The organism is Cytophaga aurantiaca DSM 3654, assembly GCF_000379725.1.
GTDB classification, from domain to species: Bacteria; Bacteroidota; Bacteroidia; order Cytophagales; family Cytophagaceae; genus Cytophaga; species Cytophaga aurantiaca.
Genome location: NZ_KB903643.1, coordinates 93,717 through 111,017, shown reverse-complemented (window position 1 = coordinate 111,017; position 17,301 = coordinate 93,717). Strand labels below are relative to the sequence as shown.

The following is a 17,301-nucleotide window of genomic DNA, read 5'->3' as shown; positions in this document are numbered from 1 at the left end:
GTTTCGAGTGATTAGCTACTAGTTGCTAGACAAAAAGTATAGAGTACCATTATCAATAGGATTTATTTTTATGAGAATATTTTCAATTTTATTCCTCTGTCTTTTACTTTCTTGCAGCGAAGATAAAAAGCAAGTGATTGATACTGTTCTCCCATCTGCAGATACTACGAGAAAAGAAAATTCAACATCCATAGACACAACAACGAAGTACGTTTCCGAAGTACACTCTATCTGGCAAAAATCTGATTTTGATAGTGCCGTAGCAGTGATTTTAAACGGTGAACTAAGAATATTATATAATGTGGCGCGGATGGATACCTTATATGGATTGTCAAGCAGACGAAAATTGAGTACCGATCAAATCAATTTAGTCACAGGATATTTATCCGGAAGAACGCGAAACTATGATTCTATAAGAGCTGATTGCTTTCAACCCTATCATGGAATTTTCTTTTATAAAAAAGGAATTATTAAAGGAAGGTTAGCAATATGTTTTCATTGCAATGTATTTGCTATACATCCTCAACCAGCGGCAGGTTTAGATTTGGATAAAACAAAAGCAATTTTTTCATCCTTAGGTCTGCCCGTATACAACTGGGACGATGAGACAGAAGTAGCAAATGCAAAAGTTAAATATTCGGATTTTTTCAAACAAAATAAAAAGTCATCGAAAAGACAATAGCTAATTCAACTACTCCTTCAACTTCACAACACCGCCGCTATTAAACACATCTTTCGATTGATAGTTTAAGTTTGAACAATCAACCAAGGCATTTTTCAATGCATGTATCTCCAGATCTTTTACTTTACCGGTAACCGTAATGGTTGCGCCGCCAGCTTGTATCTCAATTTCTTTCGCATCAATTTCAATACGTATTTCTCCTCCAAACCGAGCATTGATCGTTAATTTGTCTGTATACACTTTGCCTTCGGAGAGAAGGTTTACACCAGCCTCCGTTGTTATTTCATCCAGCGCGTCGGTATAATAGATCTCAACGGTAACAGATGCATTTGCAACATACTTTTTCATTTTCACTGTAAGAGAAAAAACAGAAAGGTCTGTGATTACATCCGACAAATCTACATCCTCTACTTTAACAAAGGCTTTGTTTTTATCCGAATGAATTAAAACAACTGTGATACCGTCTTCAACCGTAATGTTGTGAAACGAACCCAGCTTACGCTCCTCATAATCCGAGGCAAATACATGCAATGAAAATGCCGAGATCAAAAATGATAAAAATACCAGACAACTTTTTTTCATCCTACAAACATTAACCTTATCCTTCTTTTTTATACTTAATACGAAGTAATCCGTACTCTATACTTTTGTGTGACTACTGACCACCGTTTACTGTCAACTACAGCGCTCCCTTTTTGATCTCTTCCACCACGCCCGGATCCAGCAGCGTAGACGTATCTCCCAAACTATTCAATTCTCCTTCTGCGATCTTACGCAAAATACGTCGCATGATTTTTCCTGAACGTGTTTTCGGTAAGCCAGGCACGATCTGTATCTTATCAGGCTTTGCAATCGGACCAATCATCTTCACAACGCTTTCCAGGATCTCTTTTCGAAGCTGATCTTCGCTTTTATCTGTTTTATCACAGATCACATAGGCATAAATACCTTGCCCTTTAATTTCATGCGGATAACCTACAATGGCAGACTCGATCACATCAGCCTGTTCGTTGATCGCATTTTCAATTTCAGCTGTTCCAAAACGGTGACCAGATACATTGATCACATCATCTACTCTGCCGATGATTCTGTAATAACCGTTCTCGTCGCGCTTACAGCCATCACCTGTAAAGTATAAGTTCGGATACGTTGAAAAATACGTTTGCTTACAACGTTCGTGATCACCATAGGTTGTTCGTATAATAGAGGGCCACGGAAACTTCATGCATAAATTCCCTTCTACATTATTTCCTTCCAATACCATGCCGTTAGCATCTACCAATACCGGCTGTACACCCGGAAGCGGCAAGGTTGCATACGATGGTATCAATGGCGTAATACCGGCAAGCGGAGAAATTAAAATCCCTCCTGTTTCTGTTTGCCACCAGGTATCAACGATCGGACAATTTTTCTTTCCGATGAATTCATTATACCAATGCCACGCTTCTTCATTGATCGGTTCACCTACAGAACCCAATACTTTCAAACTCTTCAACGAATATTTTTCTACCACCTCATTACCAAACGACATCAATGAACGGATCGCTGTTGGTGCTGTATAGAAATGTGTGACCTTATATTTATCGATAATGTTCCAGAAACGGCCTGCATCCGGAAAGGTTGGTACGCCTTCAAACATGATCTGTGTAGCGCCTTGTAACAAGGGACCATAAACCAGATAACTATGTCCGGTGATCCAGCCAATATCTGCTGTACAGAAATAAATATCACCTTCTTTGTACTGAAATACATTCGCAAAAGAAAAAGCGGTGTACACCATGTAACCACCAATACTATGTACTACACCTTTCGGTTTACCGGTAGATCCGGAAGTGTATAAAATAAACAGAGGATCTTCTGCATCCATTTCTTCTGCTTCGTATACGGGAGTTGCTTTTTTTATTTCCTCTTCCCACCAGTAATCTCTGCCTGAAAGCATCTCCACCGCATCTCCCGTACGCTTTGCCACAACAACTGTTTTTACCGAGGCACACGTTTGCAGCGCTTCATCGATCAACGATTTCACACCAATGCTTTTCGTTCCTCTATACGAACCATCCGAAGTAATTACAGCAACTGCCTGCGCATCGTTAACCCGATCCGCTACCGCACTGGCTGAAAAGCCTGCAAAGATCACCGAATGAATGGCTCCGATACGTGCACATGCTAAAACAGCTATTGTCAATTCAGGGATCATCGGCATGTAAATACACACCCGATCTCCTTTTTTAATTCCTTTTGATCTTAATACACCTGCAAACAAACAAACCTGCTCATACAATTCTTTGTAGCTTATTGCTTTACCTTGTTCGTCGGGATTATTCGCTTCCCAGTATAGCGCCACCTTATCAGGACTTACTTTTAGATGTCTGTCTAAGATATTCTCTGTGATATTTAACTTACCATTCAAAAACCATTTCACACTCGGTTCAGTGAAATTCCATTCCAGAGTTTTCGTCCATTTCTTTTTCCAGACAAACTGATCTGCCTGCGATGCCCAATACGCTTCCGGATCTGAAATACTGGAAGCATAGGTTGCCGTATATTCTTCAAATGACTGAATTGGTTTTATCATGGGTATAAAAAGCGGTTAAATACAAATTAAATATATAAATTTAAAAGATAAATATGACTGCGTGTATTCAATTTTAAAACATATTCTTTTTTTCGTTCCCGTTTTTGCATGCTGTCATCTAAGCTATGCACAAGTAGAACCATCCACAGCTCCATCCTATATTGTGATCGATAGTATACACATCGAAGGGAATAAAAAAACGAAAGATGTTATTATTCTTCGGGAACTGGATTTTAAAATCGGAGATACGGTCTCTACTCAAAAAAGAGATCTTCGCATACAACGCACGCAAAACAGGCTATTCAACACAGGGCTGTTTCTGGAAACCACTACTTCACTCGTACCGATTGATTCAACGCATAAGATTTTAAAAGTATCTGTTAAAGAACGTTTTTATACCTACGTCGTACCCATCATAGGATTGGCAGACCGTAACTTTAATGAATGGTGGGTGCAGCGTGACCACAAGCTGAACCGATTAGAACTGGGCGTGTATTTTTTACAGAAAAACATGCGTGGAAAAAATGAATCCATGAAGATCAAAGGTGAATTCGGGTTTACTAAAAAAATTGAATTTACCTATACCATTCCCTACTTAACAAAATCGCGCAAGCTGGGCATGATCTATTACATCGGCTATATACTGAACAGACAGGTAGCATACAACACCATCGACAATAAACTGTTTTATACCGAAGGCGATAAATTTCTTCGCGAACGTTTCGGCACAGGAATTACCTTTACTTACAGAGGTTCTTTCTATCTAGAGCATCAGTTGGGTGCAACGTATTACAACAATCACATCGGCGATACGGTGATCACACTTAACCCGACTTATTTTGCTGACTCAAGTTCTAGGCAGGAATACATCAGTTTGAAATATTCGCTGATCCGCGATCATCGAAATATCCGCTATTACCCGCTTACAGGTTCTTACCTGCGAATGGATGTAGAGCAGATGGGATTAGGCCTGACGAAAGACATCTCACTTACATCGCTTAAAGGAGAAGTCAGCATCTTCAATAAACTTATAGGGAAATTATATTTAGCTACAACCTTAAAAGGGAAATATTCAACACCCGTGAACCAACCTTATTTTAACCAACGCGGTCTGGGCTATGACAAAGAAATCGTAAGCGGTTATGAGCAATATGTCATTGACGGACAAAAATATATTTTGGGGAAAGTGAATTTGAAATTCCAACTCTTCGATTGGAATTTCCAGCTGCATGAATTCAAAGAAGAACGCTTTTCAAAAATTCCATTAAAAGTATTCTTAAAAACCTATATGGATATGGGCTATGTATGGGATAACCGAACCAGTATGTATGCACAGGGAAATGTACACTATGCCAATACCTACCTACCTGGCGGCGGCCTTGGTTTGGATTTTGTTACCTACTACGATTTTGTATTACGGGTTGAATATTCCGTGAACCGCGACCTGCAAAGCGGTGTGTTTGTAAACTTTAAGGCAACGATATAGCTTCTAGTTACTAGGTTCTAGTTCCTAGACTTTAAAAAAGATGATCTTTAATCTAGCAACTAGAACCTAGTAACTGGCAACTAATAAAAATATTTGTTACTTTCATCCATTCTTAATCAAAAGATTTACTTTATGTTAAAACGTTTTATTCTTTTTATTACTCTTCTTTCCCTTGGTCTTGGAAATGTTCGTGCAGATGAAGGTATGTGGCTGCCATTTTTATTAGGAAAAAATTACGACCAGATGAAAAAACTGGGATTGAAAATCACTCCTGAACAAATTTATTCGATCAATACTTCCAGTTTAAAAGATGCGGTTGTAAACTTTGGTAATTTCTGTACCGGCGAAGTTATTTCTCAGGACGGATTGATCCTTACCAATCACCACTGCGGATTTGACGCGGTACAATCACACAGTTCTGTTGAGCATGATTACATAACAGATGGTTTCTGGGCAATGGATCGTTCAAAGGAATTAAGCAACCCGGGCCTTACTGTTACCTTCCTGATCCGTATGGTAGATGTTACAGATCGTTTGGCGGGCAAGACCGAAGAAGAACAGGAAGCGATCACTGCGGAATTGGAAAAAGAATATGGCGAAGCAAATGCTTATGAAATAGAAATTGAAAACTTCTATGCAGGCAATCAAAAAATTCTTTTTGTATATCAAATATTTAAAGACGTTAGACTCGTAGGTGCTCCTCCTTCTTCTGTCGGAAAATTCGGTGGCGATACCGATAACTGGATGTGGCCAAGACAAACAGGAGACTTCTCTTTGTTCCGTGTATATATGAGCAAAGATGGCAAACCTGCAGAATATTCTAAAGACAATGTTCCTTTTCACCCGCGTCAGCATTTATCTGTATCTACAGCTGGTGTTAAAAAAGACGACTTCTCTATGGTAATGGGTTATCCGGGAAGCACAGAACGTTATATGTCTTCGTTTGAAGTTGCAATGAATTACAATCAAAGCAATCCAGCAAAAATTAAGATCCGTGAAAAACGTCTTGCTTTAATGAAAGAAGACATGGATGCAAATCCGGAAGTACGCATTCAATATGCATCTAAATATGCACGGGTAAGTAACTACTACAAATATTTTATTGGGCAGAACCAAGGCTTAAAAAGACTTCACGTAATTGAAGACAAACAGGTTGAAGAAGCGGCATTTGAAGCCTGGATCAAACAAGACAGCAGCCGCTCCCAATACAATAATGTAGTCAGTGATTATAAAAAGATATTCGAGAGTTACAGTAAAGTAAACCTTCCGTATGTATACTTAGTGGAGGCTGCTTTCGGAACAGAGATCTTAGAGTTTGCCTATAAGACAAATAAATATTACGGTTTGCTAAAAGCAGGCAAAGCAGATGCTGCCGCAAAAGACAATATTCAGAATATAGGTACTGAGTATTTTAAAGATTATAATAAAGCCACGGACCAAAAAGTTTTTGCTGCTTTATTAGAAATGTATTACAAGGATATTGACAAGGATTTACATCCTGCAATTTTCAAGGTGATAGAAAAAAAATACAAAGGTGATTTTAAAAAGTACGCTGCAATGGTCTTTTCAAAATCTCTTTTTGCCAACCAAAAACTATTTGAAGCATTTATGGCAAATCCTACTGCTGCAGCCTTAGAGAAAGATCCGGGCTTTGCTTGTATGTCATCTATACTAGGCGACTTCAGAAACGATGTTGGACCTTCATTAGGAAGCGTATTCAGTAGATTAGAAGCTAATAATCAGTTGTACCTAAAAGGTATTCTTGAAATGCGTGCAAATGAAGTATTGTATCCGGATGCAAACTTTACCATGCGTTTAACTTATGGTACCGTTCAGGATTACGTTCCAAGAGATGCTGTGTATTATAACTACTACACAACATTGGAAGGCATCATTGAAAAAGAAGATTCAACAAACGAAGAGTTCGTTGTTCCTAAAAAATTAAAGGATCTATATAATACAAAATCATACGGCGCGTATGCAAATGCTGAAGGTAAACTTCCGGTGTGTTTTATAACTACAAATGATATTACAGGCGGGAACTCAGGAAGTCCGGTGATGAATGCAAACGGCGAGCTTATAGGTGTTGCATTTGACGGCAACTGGGAAGCAATGAGCGGTGATATTATATATGAACCTTCTTTGCAGCGTTGCATCTGTGTAGATATACGCTACGTATTGTTTATGATCGAACAATATGCAGGAGCAACGCATTTAATAAACGAAATGACCATTGTAAAATAATCGCAATGCAATTGAAATAAAAAAACCTCCACGCTTTAATTAGGCGTGGAGGTTTTTTTATTTAGAAGAGGCCTGATCCCCTTTCCTAGTATTAATTACGCAAATAAGCTTGTAGCAAATTCGTGTGTTAATGGCTTTACAATATAATGTTCAATACCCAGTTGATTCATCTGAATAACGTCTTTGATATCGTCTGAACTGGATAATGGATAAAGTGTGGTGTTTTTAAATTGGCCAGCAAACTCTAATTGATATAATTCCAAAAATTGAAAACCATTCATTATAGGCATATTTATATCAAGAAAAATAATCCCTCGCTGTAAATTCGCTTTACTCTCGATGAGTTCCTGTAATATTTTAAGCCCTTCTTGACCGTTTGTGGCTACAAGAATCTGACTTTCCTGTACATATTTTCGAATAATGCGCTGATGAATGAAATTCTGTATTTCATCGTCGTCAACCAACAATACCCAATCCACTACTGAAGTCATGCTTTGCCTTAAAGTATTCACACAATTTAATTAATTGTGATCTAAAATCCCTCTATAATACACAAAAAATACAGAATTGTCTAAAAAGATAACTTATTTAATCAACATCTCGTACAATGTGTTATGAAGCGTGATCAACAGTAACGACAACCCTCACTTAGAATCGTAAGGAAATTCTAAGTGAAAGTTAAACGTTAGTTTTCTATGTTTATTACAGAAACCAAATATAGAAAACTGTCACGACAAATTCAATTTGTTGAATAAATAAATTTCAAAGTGGCATGAACGTACCCGTAAACGCTAGGATTGAATTGATCCTAAAACATTTCAATTTAAACCAAAAGCAATTAGCAAAGCAGGCTGGTCTACCAGAGAATACGCTTTCAAATGCAAAAAAAGGAAAGAACATTCCTAATATTGAGTTTTTCAATGCTATATATAAGGCCCTGCCAAGCATCAGTCCGCACTGGCTCTACATGGGCAATGGACAAATGTTATTGGAACAGTCGGATCTAAATTCAAGTCCATATGAAGAGCTTGAGACTGCAAAAAAAATGGAAAGCATGATGCGTGAGATTGAGTATCTGAAAGAACAGATCAGGGACAAAGAAGAGATCATTAATCTATTAAAAACAAATCGCGTGATATGAAATAACTTTACCACACCTTCTTGAACAGACACTATAATCGTTCTCCCCGGAACAAAAAAGACCCCGCACATTTGGCGGGGTCTTTTTTTATATCTCTTTTTTACCTTTTGAATTAGTCTCTGCTGGCTAACTTCATAAGTAATTTCAAAATTTCGATATACAACCAAACCAGCGTTACAAGCAGGCCATACGATGCATACCACTCCATGTATTTAGGTGCACCTTTTGCCTCCCCTTGTTCAATAAAATCAAAATCCAATACCAGGTTCAATGCCGCAATCGCAACAACTACTACACTGAATATAATTCCTACGATGCCATTACCATGAATATATGGAATCTGAATTCCAAAGAAACCCAGAATAAAAGATGCTAAATAGATCAAACCGATTGCGCCTGTTGCAGCAACAATTCCCAATTTAAAATTCTCAGTTGCCTTAATTAAACCTGAACGATATGCCATCAACAAACAAAGAAATGTTCCGCACGTCAATAATACCGCTTGAATAGCGATACCCGGATAAATTGAATCTACAAAACCGGAAAGTGCTCCAAGAAATACACCTTCAAATAAGGCATACGCAGGTGCAGTATATGGCGCCCAGGTTGGTTTGAATGAAGTAACTAAACCAACGATCAATGCGATAATTGCTGAAGCAATTACATAAATAAGTCCGCTTTCCAGTTGCGTCAGAAAATCCCATGACAATAATGCGGTTGAAAAAACCAGTGCAATCAAAATAAAGCTTTTGTTCACCGTCCCTTGAATGGTCATCGTTTCCTCACCTGCAAGAGCATGGTTATCAAAAGTAGCGTCGTTTAATGCCGGATTTGATGTTCTCATTGTATTTTTTTGTTGATTGTGAATATTTATGCAATAATACTGCAATTTAGCATTTTTCCTTGCTATAAGAAATAACTAACTTGCATCTTCATTTATTGATAAATACAGTATCAAAAATTCTTATGTCTGAAATTCGTAAAACATATTCCCCCGTTGAAGTTGAAAGTAAATGGTATTCCTATTGGCTGGAAAATAAGTTCTTTCATTCTGCACCCAATGCGAATAAAAAACCATATACAATTGTAATACCTCCACCAAATGTTACGGGAGTATTGCACATGGGACATATGCTGAACAATACCATTCAGGATGTATTGATCAGAAAAGCGCGTATGGAAGGCCAGGAAAGCTGCTGGGTACCCGGCACGGACCACGCTTCTATTGCTACGGAGGCAAAAGTTGTTGCCTTGTTACGCGAACAGGGAATTAAAAAAAGTGATCTGTCACGCGATAAATTTTTAGAACATGCCTGGGTTTGGAAAGAAAAATATGGCGGCATTATTTTAGAACAATTAAAAAAATTAGGTGCATCCTGTGATTGGGAAAGAACACGTTTTACCATGGAAGACAATCTTTCAGAAGCGGTAATCGAAGTGTTCAATAAATTGCACACGGATGGTATGATCTACCGCGGATTCCGCATGGTAAACTGGGATCCCGAAGGCAAGACTGCTTTGTCAGATGAAGAAGTAATTCACAAAGAAGTTCAATCGAAATTATATTATATCAAGTACCAGGTTGTTGGTTCAGACGATTATGCATTGGTAGCTACTACCCGTCCGGAAACCATTCTTGGTGATACAGCTGTTTGTATTCACCCGAAAGATGATCGCTGGAAACATTTAAAAGGCAAGAAAGTAATTGTTCCTTTGATCAATAAAGAGATCCCGATCATCGAAGATGAATATGTTGATCTTGAATTTGGTACAGGCTGTTTAAAAGTAACACCGGCGCACGATGTAAACGATTATCAGTTGGGTCAGAAACACGGTCTGGAAATCATCGACATCATGAACGACGATGGTACCTTCAATGAAAAAGCTCAGCTTTATGTTGGCCTGGATCGCTTCAAAGTTCGCAAACAGCTTTCTGCAGAATTAGAAGAAAAAGGATATTTAACGAAAACGGAAAACCTGACAAACAACGTTGGTTATTCTGAACGTACAAACGCTGTTGTTGAACCACGTCTATCCTTGCAATGGTTTGTGAACATGCGCAGCTTCATGGACAAACATCCGGAAGTATTGAGTTCAGTAATGAACGACGAAATAAAATTACATCCTGCGAAATTCAAAAATACATACAAGCATTGGATCGATAATATCAAAGACTGGTGTATCTCCCGTCAATTGTGGTGGGGACAACGTATACCTGCATGGTATTTATCCGACGGGCAATACGTTGTTGCGATGAATGAAACAGAAGCGTTGGCAAAAGCAAAAACACTAAGCGGAAATACATCGTTGACACTTTCAGATTTAAGACAGGATGAAGATGTACTGGATACCTGGTTCTCTTCGTGGTTGTGGCCAATCTCTGTATTTGATGGATTTAAAGATCCGAACAACGAAGACATCAAGTACTACTACCCTACCAACGATTTAGTAACGGCTCCTGAAATTTTATTCTTCTGGGTTGCACGTATGATCATGGCGGGCTACGCATTCAGAGGAGAGAAACCTTTCAGCAATGTATACCTTACCGGTATTGTGCGCGACAAACAAGGACGTAAGATGTCGAAGTCTTTGGGCAACTCACCTGATCCATTAGACTTAATTACGAAGTATGGTGCTGACGGTGTTCGCTTCGGTATGTTATTAAGTTCGCCTGCAGGAAATGATTTATTATTTGATGATAAGTACTGTGAACAAGGTAGAAATTTCACGAATAAACTTTGGAATGCATTCCGTTTAATAAAAGGCTGGGAAGTTGATCGCAACTTGCCTTACACACATGCAGCTTCTGTAGAGTGGATGAATGCTAAAATTAATTCAAGCTTAGTGGAAATTGAAGATCACTTCAGCAAGTACCGTTTGTCTGATGCATTGATGAGTGTATATAAACTGGTTTGGGATGATTTATGTTCCTGGTATTTAGAAATGATCAAGCCTGAATATGATAGAGAATTAGATAAGAGTTTACCAATAGATGCAAAAACATATCAGGAAACTTTACTCATTTTTGAAAAAATATTGAAAATTGTTCATCCGTTTATGCCATTTATCACAGAAGAATTGTGGCATGACATTAAAGAACGTGATGCAAAAGATTGTGTGATTATTGCACAATGGCCTACGGTATCTGATTTAAATAGCAATGAAATCTCTACATTATCATTTGTTGAAAATACACTTAAGCCAGCTATCACTGCGATCAATAATCACATTCAAAAAAATAATTTAAAAAGAACGAGCAAACTAAACAGTCTTTTCATAGTTCCTAATACTACGGAAGAGCATAACACTGCGGACTCATTCTTACCCTACATTATTAAATTGTCTAAATGTGATTTTGACATAAAAACATTGAAGGATGGTGTTCCTCTGTTCCAACACTTCTATCCGTATGCTATTAATAATAAATATCAGATTCAGATTGAAAAAGAAAACAATCTGGACTCTGAAGCTGAAAAGGAACGTATTGAAAAAGAGCTTGAATACACAAAAGGTTTCTTAATTTCTGTTGAAAAGAAACTAAATAATGATAAATTCGTACAAAACGCAGCAGCATCTGTGCTCGAAAATGAACGACAAAAACAACAGGATGCGCTTTCAAAAATAAAATCTTTGGAGGAAGCTCTGAAAGAAATCGTTGCTTAATTAAATTGTTATTAATCCTTAATCGAATGAAACATTTTCTACGTGTACTGATTTTATTGCTGCTTGTATCTGCGGCAGGTACTTTTGAAGTCTCAGCGCAAAATCCTGCACAGAGCAAGAAGTATAAAAAGAAAGCGAAAGCAGCTAAAAAGAAAAAGAAAGATCCATATACCCCTGTATATCATGATGCAGATGCGGATCACGATGGTGTACCGGATAGCAGAGATCAATGTATACACACGCCTAAAGGTGAGCCTGTAACTACATTTGGCTGCCCATATGACGTGGATTTTGATGGTATTTTTGATTACGAAGATTCATGTAAAAACGAAGCCGGTCCAAGAGAAAACCATGGTTGTCCGTGGGGTGACAGAGACGGCGACGGCATTATGGATAACGTAGATGACTGTCCGGATAAAGCTGGTTTAAAAACATACCACGGTTGCCCGGACACAGACGGTGATGGTATTCCGGATAATAAGGATAAATGTCCTACTGTACCTGGTATTGTTAAATACGAAGGTTGTCCGCCGCCATATAGCGATATTGATGGTGATGGTGTTGAAGATTACTCAGATTTATGTCCAAGCACACCTGGAGTTAAAACAAACAGAGGTTGTCCGGAATTGAAACCTGCAGATAAAGCAGCCTTACAAAAAGCATTCGACAACTTGTTATTTGAATCAGGTTCAGATGTAATTGTATCTTCTTCTTTCCAATCGTTGGATGATTTGGCAAAAGTGTTGAGAAACAACTTAAGCTTCAAATTATACATTGAAGGACATACCGATAATGTAGGTGATGACGATGCAAACTTAGATCTATCAAAACGCAGAGCGATCTCAGTGAAAAACTATCTGATCTCTAAGGGTGTTGCCGGTACTCGATTAAGTACCGATGGTTTTGGTGAAATGAAACCGGTAGATACAAATGAAACGCCTGAAGGACGTAAGAAAAACCGCCGTGTGGAAATGCATATTCTTCAATAGTTTTTTAAAAAAAAATCATTTAGATTCTGAAGGAAGTCCCCCGATAGCTATCGGGGGACTTTTTTTTATTTAAAATAATTAGTTAACTAGGTTCAACACAAGAAATTTATACGCTAGACGTAAAACATATTTCACGTTGAATCATTATGTTTAAATACTCTTTCATCATTATTTGTACTATATTTTTATTGGCGGGAAATGTTTCCGGACAAACAGGAACAAAGCTTGATATGTTCGGAGCAAGCGCCTTATCTGTCATTTACGATAAGAACATTATTATCAATGGTGATTTTTCAAACGAATATGCAGGATGGGATTTTGATAAAGGAAGTGGCGGTTATCATATACGATATGATGGAGTTTCAAATCCCAGCGATATACAAGTTGGAACAAATCCTGCAATGTTCAATAAAGGAAGTTTCGGTGTACGTGGCTTTGATACCTATGGCGACCATACTACCGGCAACGGAAATTTTTTAATGGTAGATGGTAAATGCAATTCGAATTATATCAAAATCTGGAAACAAACAGTAACTATAGTGCCCAATACGTATTATCTCTTTTCTATTTGGGTTTCATCTCTTAAAGATAATTTGAAACATCCAGGTATTCTTTTATGTAATATTGGAGGACAGAGCATTTGTTCTGACATTATTGCTCCACTTAAAGGCGGAGCAACACCCGACAGTTCTGGTGGTGGATGGGTTCATTATGAAAAAATATGGTTTTCGGATTCTATTAGTGGATCTATACAAATAAGTATTGAAAATAATAATACCGAAACGTGTGAGACAGAAGTAGATTTTGGAATTGATGACATTGAACTCAAACCTGTTAAAAGTGAGCCACAAAAAAAGACTTCTGTTCTTAAACAATTCAATAATGTATTATTTGAAACAGGATCTTTTGTAATTGATTCTGTTTATTTTCAATTATTAAATGAGGTCTCAAAAGAACTAAAACAAAACCCAACGTATAAATTATATATCAAAGGATATACCGATGCGGAAGATACCTTCGAAAAGAATCTTGATCTATCCAAACAAAGAGCAGAAGCTGTTAAAAACGATCTTATCTCTAAAGGTATAGATGCAAAAAGAATACGTACAAATGGGTTTGGGGAAACCCGCCCTGTAGATACAAATGATACTCCTGAAGGACGTGTAAAAAATCGCAGAGCAGAGATTTACATTCTTCAATAAGATATAAAACTGCATCGCTCCTGAAATAAGTAGTAACAGCGGTAATTTTTATACGAATTTATCCCTACTTTTATTCTAAGATGATCTTTACAACCAAACCTTTTTTATTTTTTCTCTACTAAAATAACAGTATTAAAAATACAACATATTGTAAATAACAGTTTAAAATCTAATCAAGTTGATTTCTTACTTGTGGTATTATCGGGTTAAAATCCTCCTATATGGCTTTAAACATAACATATCAGACTTATCCACACAATGTCACTTTTTTACTCCATTCAATAAATTGAATGTTAATTACTTAATGAATTTTCTTCAGACTTTTCCTTTTTTTTCTTTAACTTTAGATAATATTACCCGTTTAATAAGTTTAGTATTTTTATATTTATTCTATAAATAAGTCTATGGAAGCAAAACCGATGATTAAAACATTCATACCTATCTTTATTTTAGGTTGGTTTCTTACTTCATCAATAACATTGTATGCACAGTGTCCAACAGATGTCAATTACGGGCAGAATAGTGTTGTAAATGGTGATTTTTCTAATGGATATACAGGATGGTCATTTACCCCTCAAACAATTCCATGGACGGGTAACCCTCCGGCTCCACAAGCTGACGGATATCGTATACATGGTGCGAATTCCTTACCGGGCGATATTTTAGTAGGAACAAATCCTGCTGTTCAGTTCAATACAGGAGGCTTTCAAACATTTGGTGATCACACAACCGGCACAGGAAATTTTCTGATGGTGGATGGGGTTTGTAAATTGGGTGTAAAATTGTTTACTCAAACAGTAAATGTAGCACCAAACACCAATTATTATTTCTCTGTGTGGATCAATTCATTAAAAGACAACCCAACCAATCCGGGCGTCTTAAACTTTGATATTGGAGGCAATAATATAGGGTCTAATATTGTTGCTCCTGCTCTGGGAGGAGGAAGTCCCGGCGGTGGATGGCAAAAATATGAAGTTATATGGAATTCAGGTGCAACCAGTGGAAACGTTGTCATCAGTATTGAAAACCAAAATACGGCTAACTGTGGTAATGAAGTAGATTTTGCTCTTGATGATATTGCCTTTATTCCGGGTTGTTCGTATGGATCTCCTGGTCCGCAACCTGACTTAGGACCGGATAAATCTTTATGTGGTACAGGTGGATCGATCACCTTAAATGCAAATGTTCCGATGTTGGCTACAACAACGGTTTCATGGAGTGATGGTACTTCTAATATGGGATCCAACCCTGCGTTTTATTCAAGAGTAATTACTGCTCCTGGAACATATTCTGTTTGTGTTACAGACAATGGTTCTTGTGTAAAGTCAGATGTTATTGTTATTTCAAATACCTTTACGCCAACAACATCTCCTAATGCAAACCTTTGCGGTAATCCATCTGCACCATTAGATGCTGTATTTACTGGTATTGGTGCAACCTACCAATGGAAATTGAACGGTTCCAACCTGCCTGCGCCAAGTACAAACAGAACCTATACAGCAACAACAGCAGGTAATTATACCGTAGATGTTACGGTACCTGGTTGTGGTACCGTATCAAGTGGTACTACAGTAATAAGTGCAAGTGCAACTTCAGCACCTACTACAAGCGCCAATGGTGATCTTTGTAAAACAAACCCTGTACCTTTGGATGCTGTATTGACAGGTACGGGCATTACGTATCAATGGAAATTAAATGGTGTAAATTTACCCGCACCAAGTACCAACAAAACCTATTCAGCAATATCTCCTGGTAACTATACAGTCGATGTTAAATTGCCTGGTTGTACCACTACAACCAGCGGTACTACCGTAGTAACTTCGACTTCACCCGTAACACCTGTAGATGCCGTTTATTGTGCTACCGCTGGAGCAGTACCAGTTACATTAGGAGCCACTGGAACAAACAGCGCAACTTTTAAATGGTATACTGCATCCTCAGGCGGCAGTGCAGTTAATACAGGAGCCAGTTATGGCATATCCATACCTATGGGCACAACTGGTACACAAACGTATTATGTACAGGATGAAACCGTCAGTACTGGTACTGTTGGACCAACTTCAAGTCTTTCAACTGGTTCATTTGGAGATGTGGATGCCGGAAATGCCCAAGGAACAGGTTTTGGTATTGATTTTACAGCAAACCAAACATTTAATATAAACTCCGTTCAAATACCAATCAGGATAAGCCAAACCGACGCAGTTGACATGACAATTACTTCTATTGCACTTAAAGTGTACAAACAAGATGGTACAGCAACAACAATCACTGCAACATCTAATAATGCAGCTATTGTTATTCCTGCAGGTAACTCAGCTACGTTTGCTTTATACACCTTTACATTCAGTAATTTCACTATTGATCCTTCGTCAGCTGGTGTTGGAAGTGCTCTAACACTTAAAATTGACCAAATTAATACTAATTATCCGACTTGGAGATTTAAAATTGGTCAAAGAACAAGTTTGAGTCCTACACCATTTCCTTTTCTTTCATCAATTCCTAATGTAACAAGTATAACAGGTTCATATGAATATGGAGCAGGAAAAACGGATAGATATAACATTTTGTACAATTGGGGAATATCAGCACAAACTGCTTGTAACCGTATACCTGTTCGCGCAATCAACAACTGCGTAACTCCTGTTACATGGACTTCTTTCTATCTTGTTCCACAGGATGACAACAGCTGCAAATTGGTTTGGAGTACTGCAAACGAAACCAACAATTCGTATTTTGCGATCGCACGTTCGGCAGATGGAGTTAACTTCGAAACGATTGCTACTTTATCCGGAGCCGGCAATAGAGATGCTGCCAGCAATTATTATTATGTAGATACGGAACCATTATCCGGTACTTCGTATTACTATGTCATACAATATGACTACGATGGAAAGCATTCGTCTACTGCAATGAAACCATACTCATCTCTAGGTCTTATAGAGGTAACAACATACCCGAATCCGTTCCAGAACAATACAACGCTTTTAGTAAGCGGACCGGATGCTGCAACTTATACCTACATGCTTTACAGTGTTAACGGACAATTGGTAGAGCAAGGCTCAGGCACAATCAATCAGATCCAGACAGTTGGTGAAACCTTAGCGAAAGGCATGTACATGTTAACAGTGCTTACAAACACCGACATTGTTACTACAAAAATTGTAAAACAGTAAACACGTATTAAGTACTACGTTTTAGGTTTTAAGAAAAAAGTCCTAGGTAAACTATTTACCTAGGACTTTTTTATGCCTTCTATTTATTAGTAAACTTATCTATTAAGTAATCTCCTTCTTAAAACCTATTACTTAAAACTTAAAAC

General features: G+C 37.8%; 12 protein-coding genes. 8 read left to right on the top strand and 4 right to left on the bottom strand.

Annotated elements, in window-relative coordinates:
* Positions 1 to 70 precede the first annotated feature (70 nt).
* Entirely contained in the window at positions 71 to 682 is a 612-nt protein-coding gene (locus A3EE_RS0111775) for a hypothetical protein (RefSeq protein WP_026209742.1), read from the top strand.
* Between the two features lie 9 nt (positions 683 to 691).
* Here A3EE_RS0111775 and A3EE_RS0111770 read toward each other — a convergent pair whose 3' ends face one another.
* Both A3EE_RS0111770 and acs read right to left on the bottom strand, forming a co-directional pair.
* The gene (locus A3EE_RS0111770; protein WP_018343648.1) at positions 692 to 1,264 is read right to left on the bottom strand and encodes a GIN domain-containing protein; all 573 of its coding nucleotides are present in this window, start codon (positions 1,262 to 1,264) and stop codon (positions 692 to 694) included.
* A gap of 97 nt (positions 1,265 to 1,361) precedes the next feature.
* Positions 1,362 to 3,257, bottom strand: coding sequence for an acetate--CoA ligase (acs, locus tag A3EE_RS0111765; protein ID WP_018343647.1), 1,896 nt, complete (start codon positions 3,255 to 3,257; stop codon positions 1,362 to 1,364).
* A gap of 61 nt (positions 3,258 to 3,318) precedes the next feature.
* Between acs and A3EE_RS0111760 the strand changes: the two genes are divergently transcribed.
* Positions 3,319 to 4,743, top strand: a complete 1,425-nt coding sequence (locus tag A3EE_RS0111760; RefSeq protein WP_018343646.1) for a BamA/TamA family outer membrane protein — start codon at positions 3,319 to 3,321, stop codon at positions 4,741 to 4,743.
* A gap of 132 nt (positions 4,744 to 4,875) precedes the next feature.
* On the top strand, positions 4,876 to 6,987 hold the full coding sequence (locus A3EE_RS0111755) for a S46 family peptidase (RefSeq protein WP_018343645.1): 2,112 nt from the start codon (positions 4,876 to 4,878) through the stop codon (positions 6,985 to 6,987).
* Positions 6,988 to 7,082: 95 nt separating this feature from the next.
* On the opposite strand, the gene A3EE_RS0111750 is transcribed toward A3EE_RS0111755, so the two are convergent.
* Positions 7,083 to 7,499, bottom strand: a complete 417-nt coding sequence (locus A3EE_RS0111750; protein ID WP_245553836.1) for a response regulator — start codon at positions 7,497 to 7,499, stop codon at positions 7,083 to 7,085.
* Positions 7,500 to 7,759: 260 nt separating this feature from the next.
* Here A3EE_RS0111750 and A3EE_RS0111745 point away from each other — a divergent pair, with 260 nt between their 5' ends.
* Positions 7,760 to 8,128, top strand: a complete 369-nt coding sequence (locus tag A3EE_RS0111745) for a helix-turn-helix transcriptional regulator (RefSeq protein WP_018343643.1) — start codon at positions 7,760 to 7,762, stop codon at positions 8,126 to 8,128.
* Between the two features lie 112 nt (positions 8,129 to 8,240).
* Here the strand turns inward: A3EE_RS0111745 and A3EE_RS0111740 are convergent, their stop codons facing one another.
* Complete coding sequence (locus tag A3EE_RS0111740; RefSeq protein WP_018343642.1) at positions 8,241 to 8,972, bottom strand: Bax inhibitor-1/YccA family protein; 732 nt, start codon at positions 8,970 to 8,972, stop codon at positions 8,241 to 8,243.
* 122 nt (positions 8,973 to 9,094) lie between these two features.
* Here A3EE_RS0111740 and A3EE_RS0111735 point away from each other — a divergent pair, with 122 nt between their 5' ends.
* From A3EE_RS0111735 to A3EE_RS21365, 4 genes are all read left to right on the top strand, one after another.
* Positions 9,095 to 11,791 (top strand): valine--tRNA ligase, encoded by a 2,697-nt coding sequence (locus tag A3EE_RS0111735; protein ID WP_018343641.1) that lies wholly within the window; start codon positions 9,095 to 9,097, stop codon positions 11,789 to 11,791.
* 26 nt (positions 11,792 to 11,817) lie between these two features.
* Entirely contained in the window at positions 11,818 to 12,780 is a 963-nt protein-coding gene (locus A3EE_RS0111730) for an OmpA family protein (RefSeq protein ID WP_018343640.1), read from the top strand.
* Between the two features lie 146 nt (positions 12,781 to 12,926).
* Positions 12,927 to 13,982: an OmpA family protein gene (locus A3EE_RS21370; RefSeq protein ID WP_018343639.1), complete on the top strand. Its 1,056-nt coding sequence runs from the start codon at positions 12,927 to 12,929 to the stop codon at positions 13,980 to 13,982.
* A 404-nt stretch (positions 13,983 to 14,386) separates the two neighbouring features.
* The gene (locus A3EE_RS21365) at positions 14,387 to 17,155 is read left to right on the top strand and encodes a T9SS type A sorting domain-containing protein (protein ID WP_018343638.1); all 2,769 of its coding nucleotides are present in this window, start codon (positions 14,387 to 14,389) and stop codon (positions 17,153 to 17,155) included.
* Positions 17,156 to 17,301: the final 146 nt, after the last annotated feature.

Bases quoted from the DNA above. Each gene is read 5' to 3' on its own strand.
- A3EE_RS0111775 (WP_026209742.1), top strand. From the start codon at position 71: ATGAGAATATTTTCAATTTTATTCCTCTGTCTTTTACTTTCTTGCAGC.
- A3EE_RS0111770 (WP_018343648.1), bottom strand. From the start codon at position 1,264: ATGAAAAAAAGTTGTCTGGTATTTTTATCATTTTTGATCTCGGCATTT.
- acs (WP_018343647.1), bottom strand. From the start codon at position 3,257: ATGATAAAACCAATTCAGTCATTTGAAGAATATACGGCAACCTATGCT.
- A3EE_RS0111755 (WP_018343645.1), top strand. From the start codon at position 4,876: ATGTTAAAACGTTTTATTCTTTTTATTACTCTTCTTTCCCTTGGTCTT.
- A3EE_RS0111745 (WP_018343643.1), top strand. From the start codon at position 7,760: ATGAACGTACCCGTAAACGCTAGGATTGAATTGATCCTAAAACATTTC.
- A3EE_RS0111740 (WP_018343642.1), bottom strand. From the start codon at position 8,972: ATGAGAACATCAAATCCGGCATTAAACGACGCTACTTTTGATAACCAT.
- A3EE_RS0111735 (WP_018343641.1), top strand. From the start codon at position 9,095: ATGTCTGAAATTCGTAAAACATATTCCCCCGTTGAAGTTGAAAGTAAA.
- A3EE_RS0111730 (WP_018343640.1), top strand. From the start codon at position 11,818: ATGAAACATTTTCTACGTGTACTGATTTTATTGCTGCTTGTATCTGCG.
- A3EE_RS21370 (WP_018343639.1), top strand. From the start codon at position 12,927: ATGTTTAAATACTCTTTCATCATTATTTGTACTATATTTTTATTGGCG.
- A3EE_RS21365 (WP_018343638.1), top strand. From the start codon at position 14,387: ATGGAAGCAAAACCGATGATTAAAACATTCATACCTATCTTTATTTTA.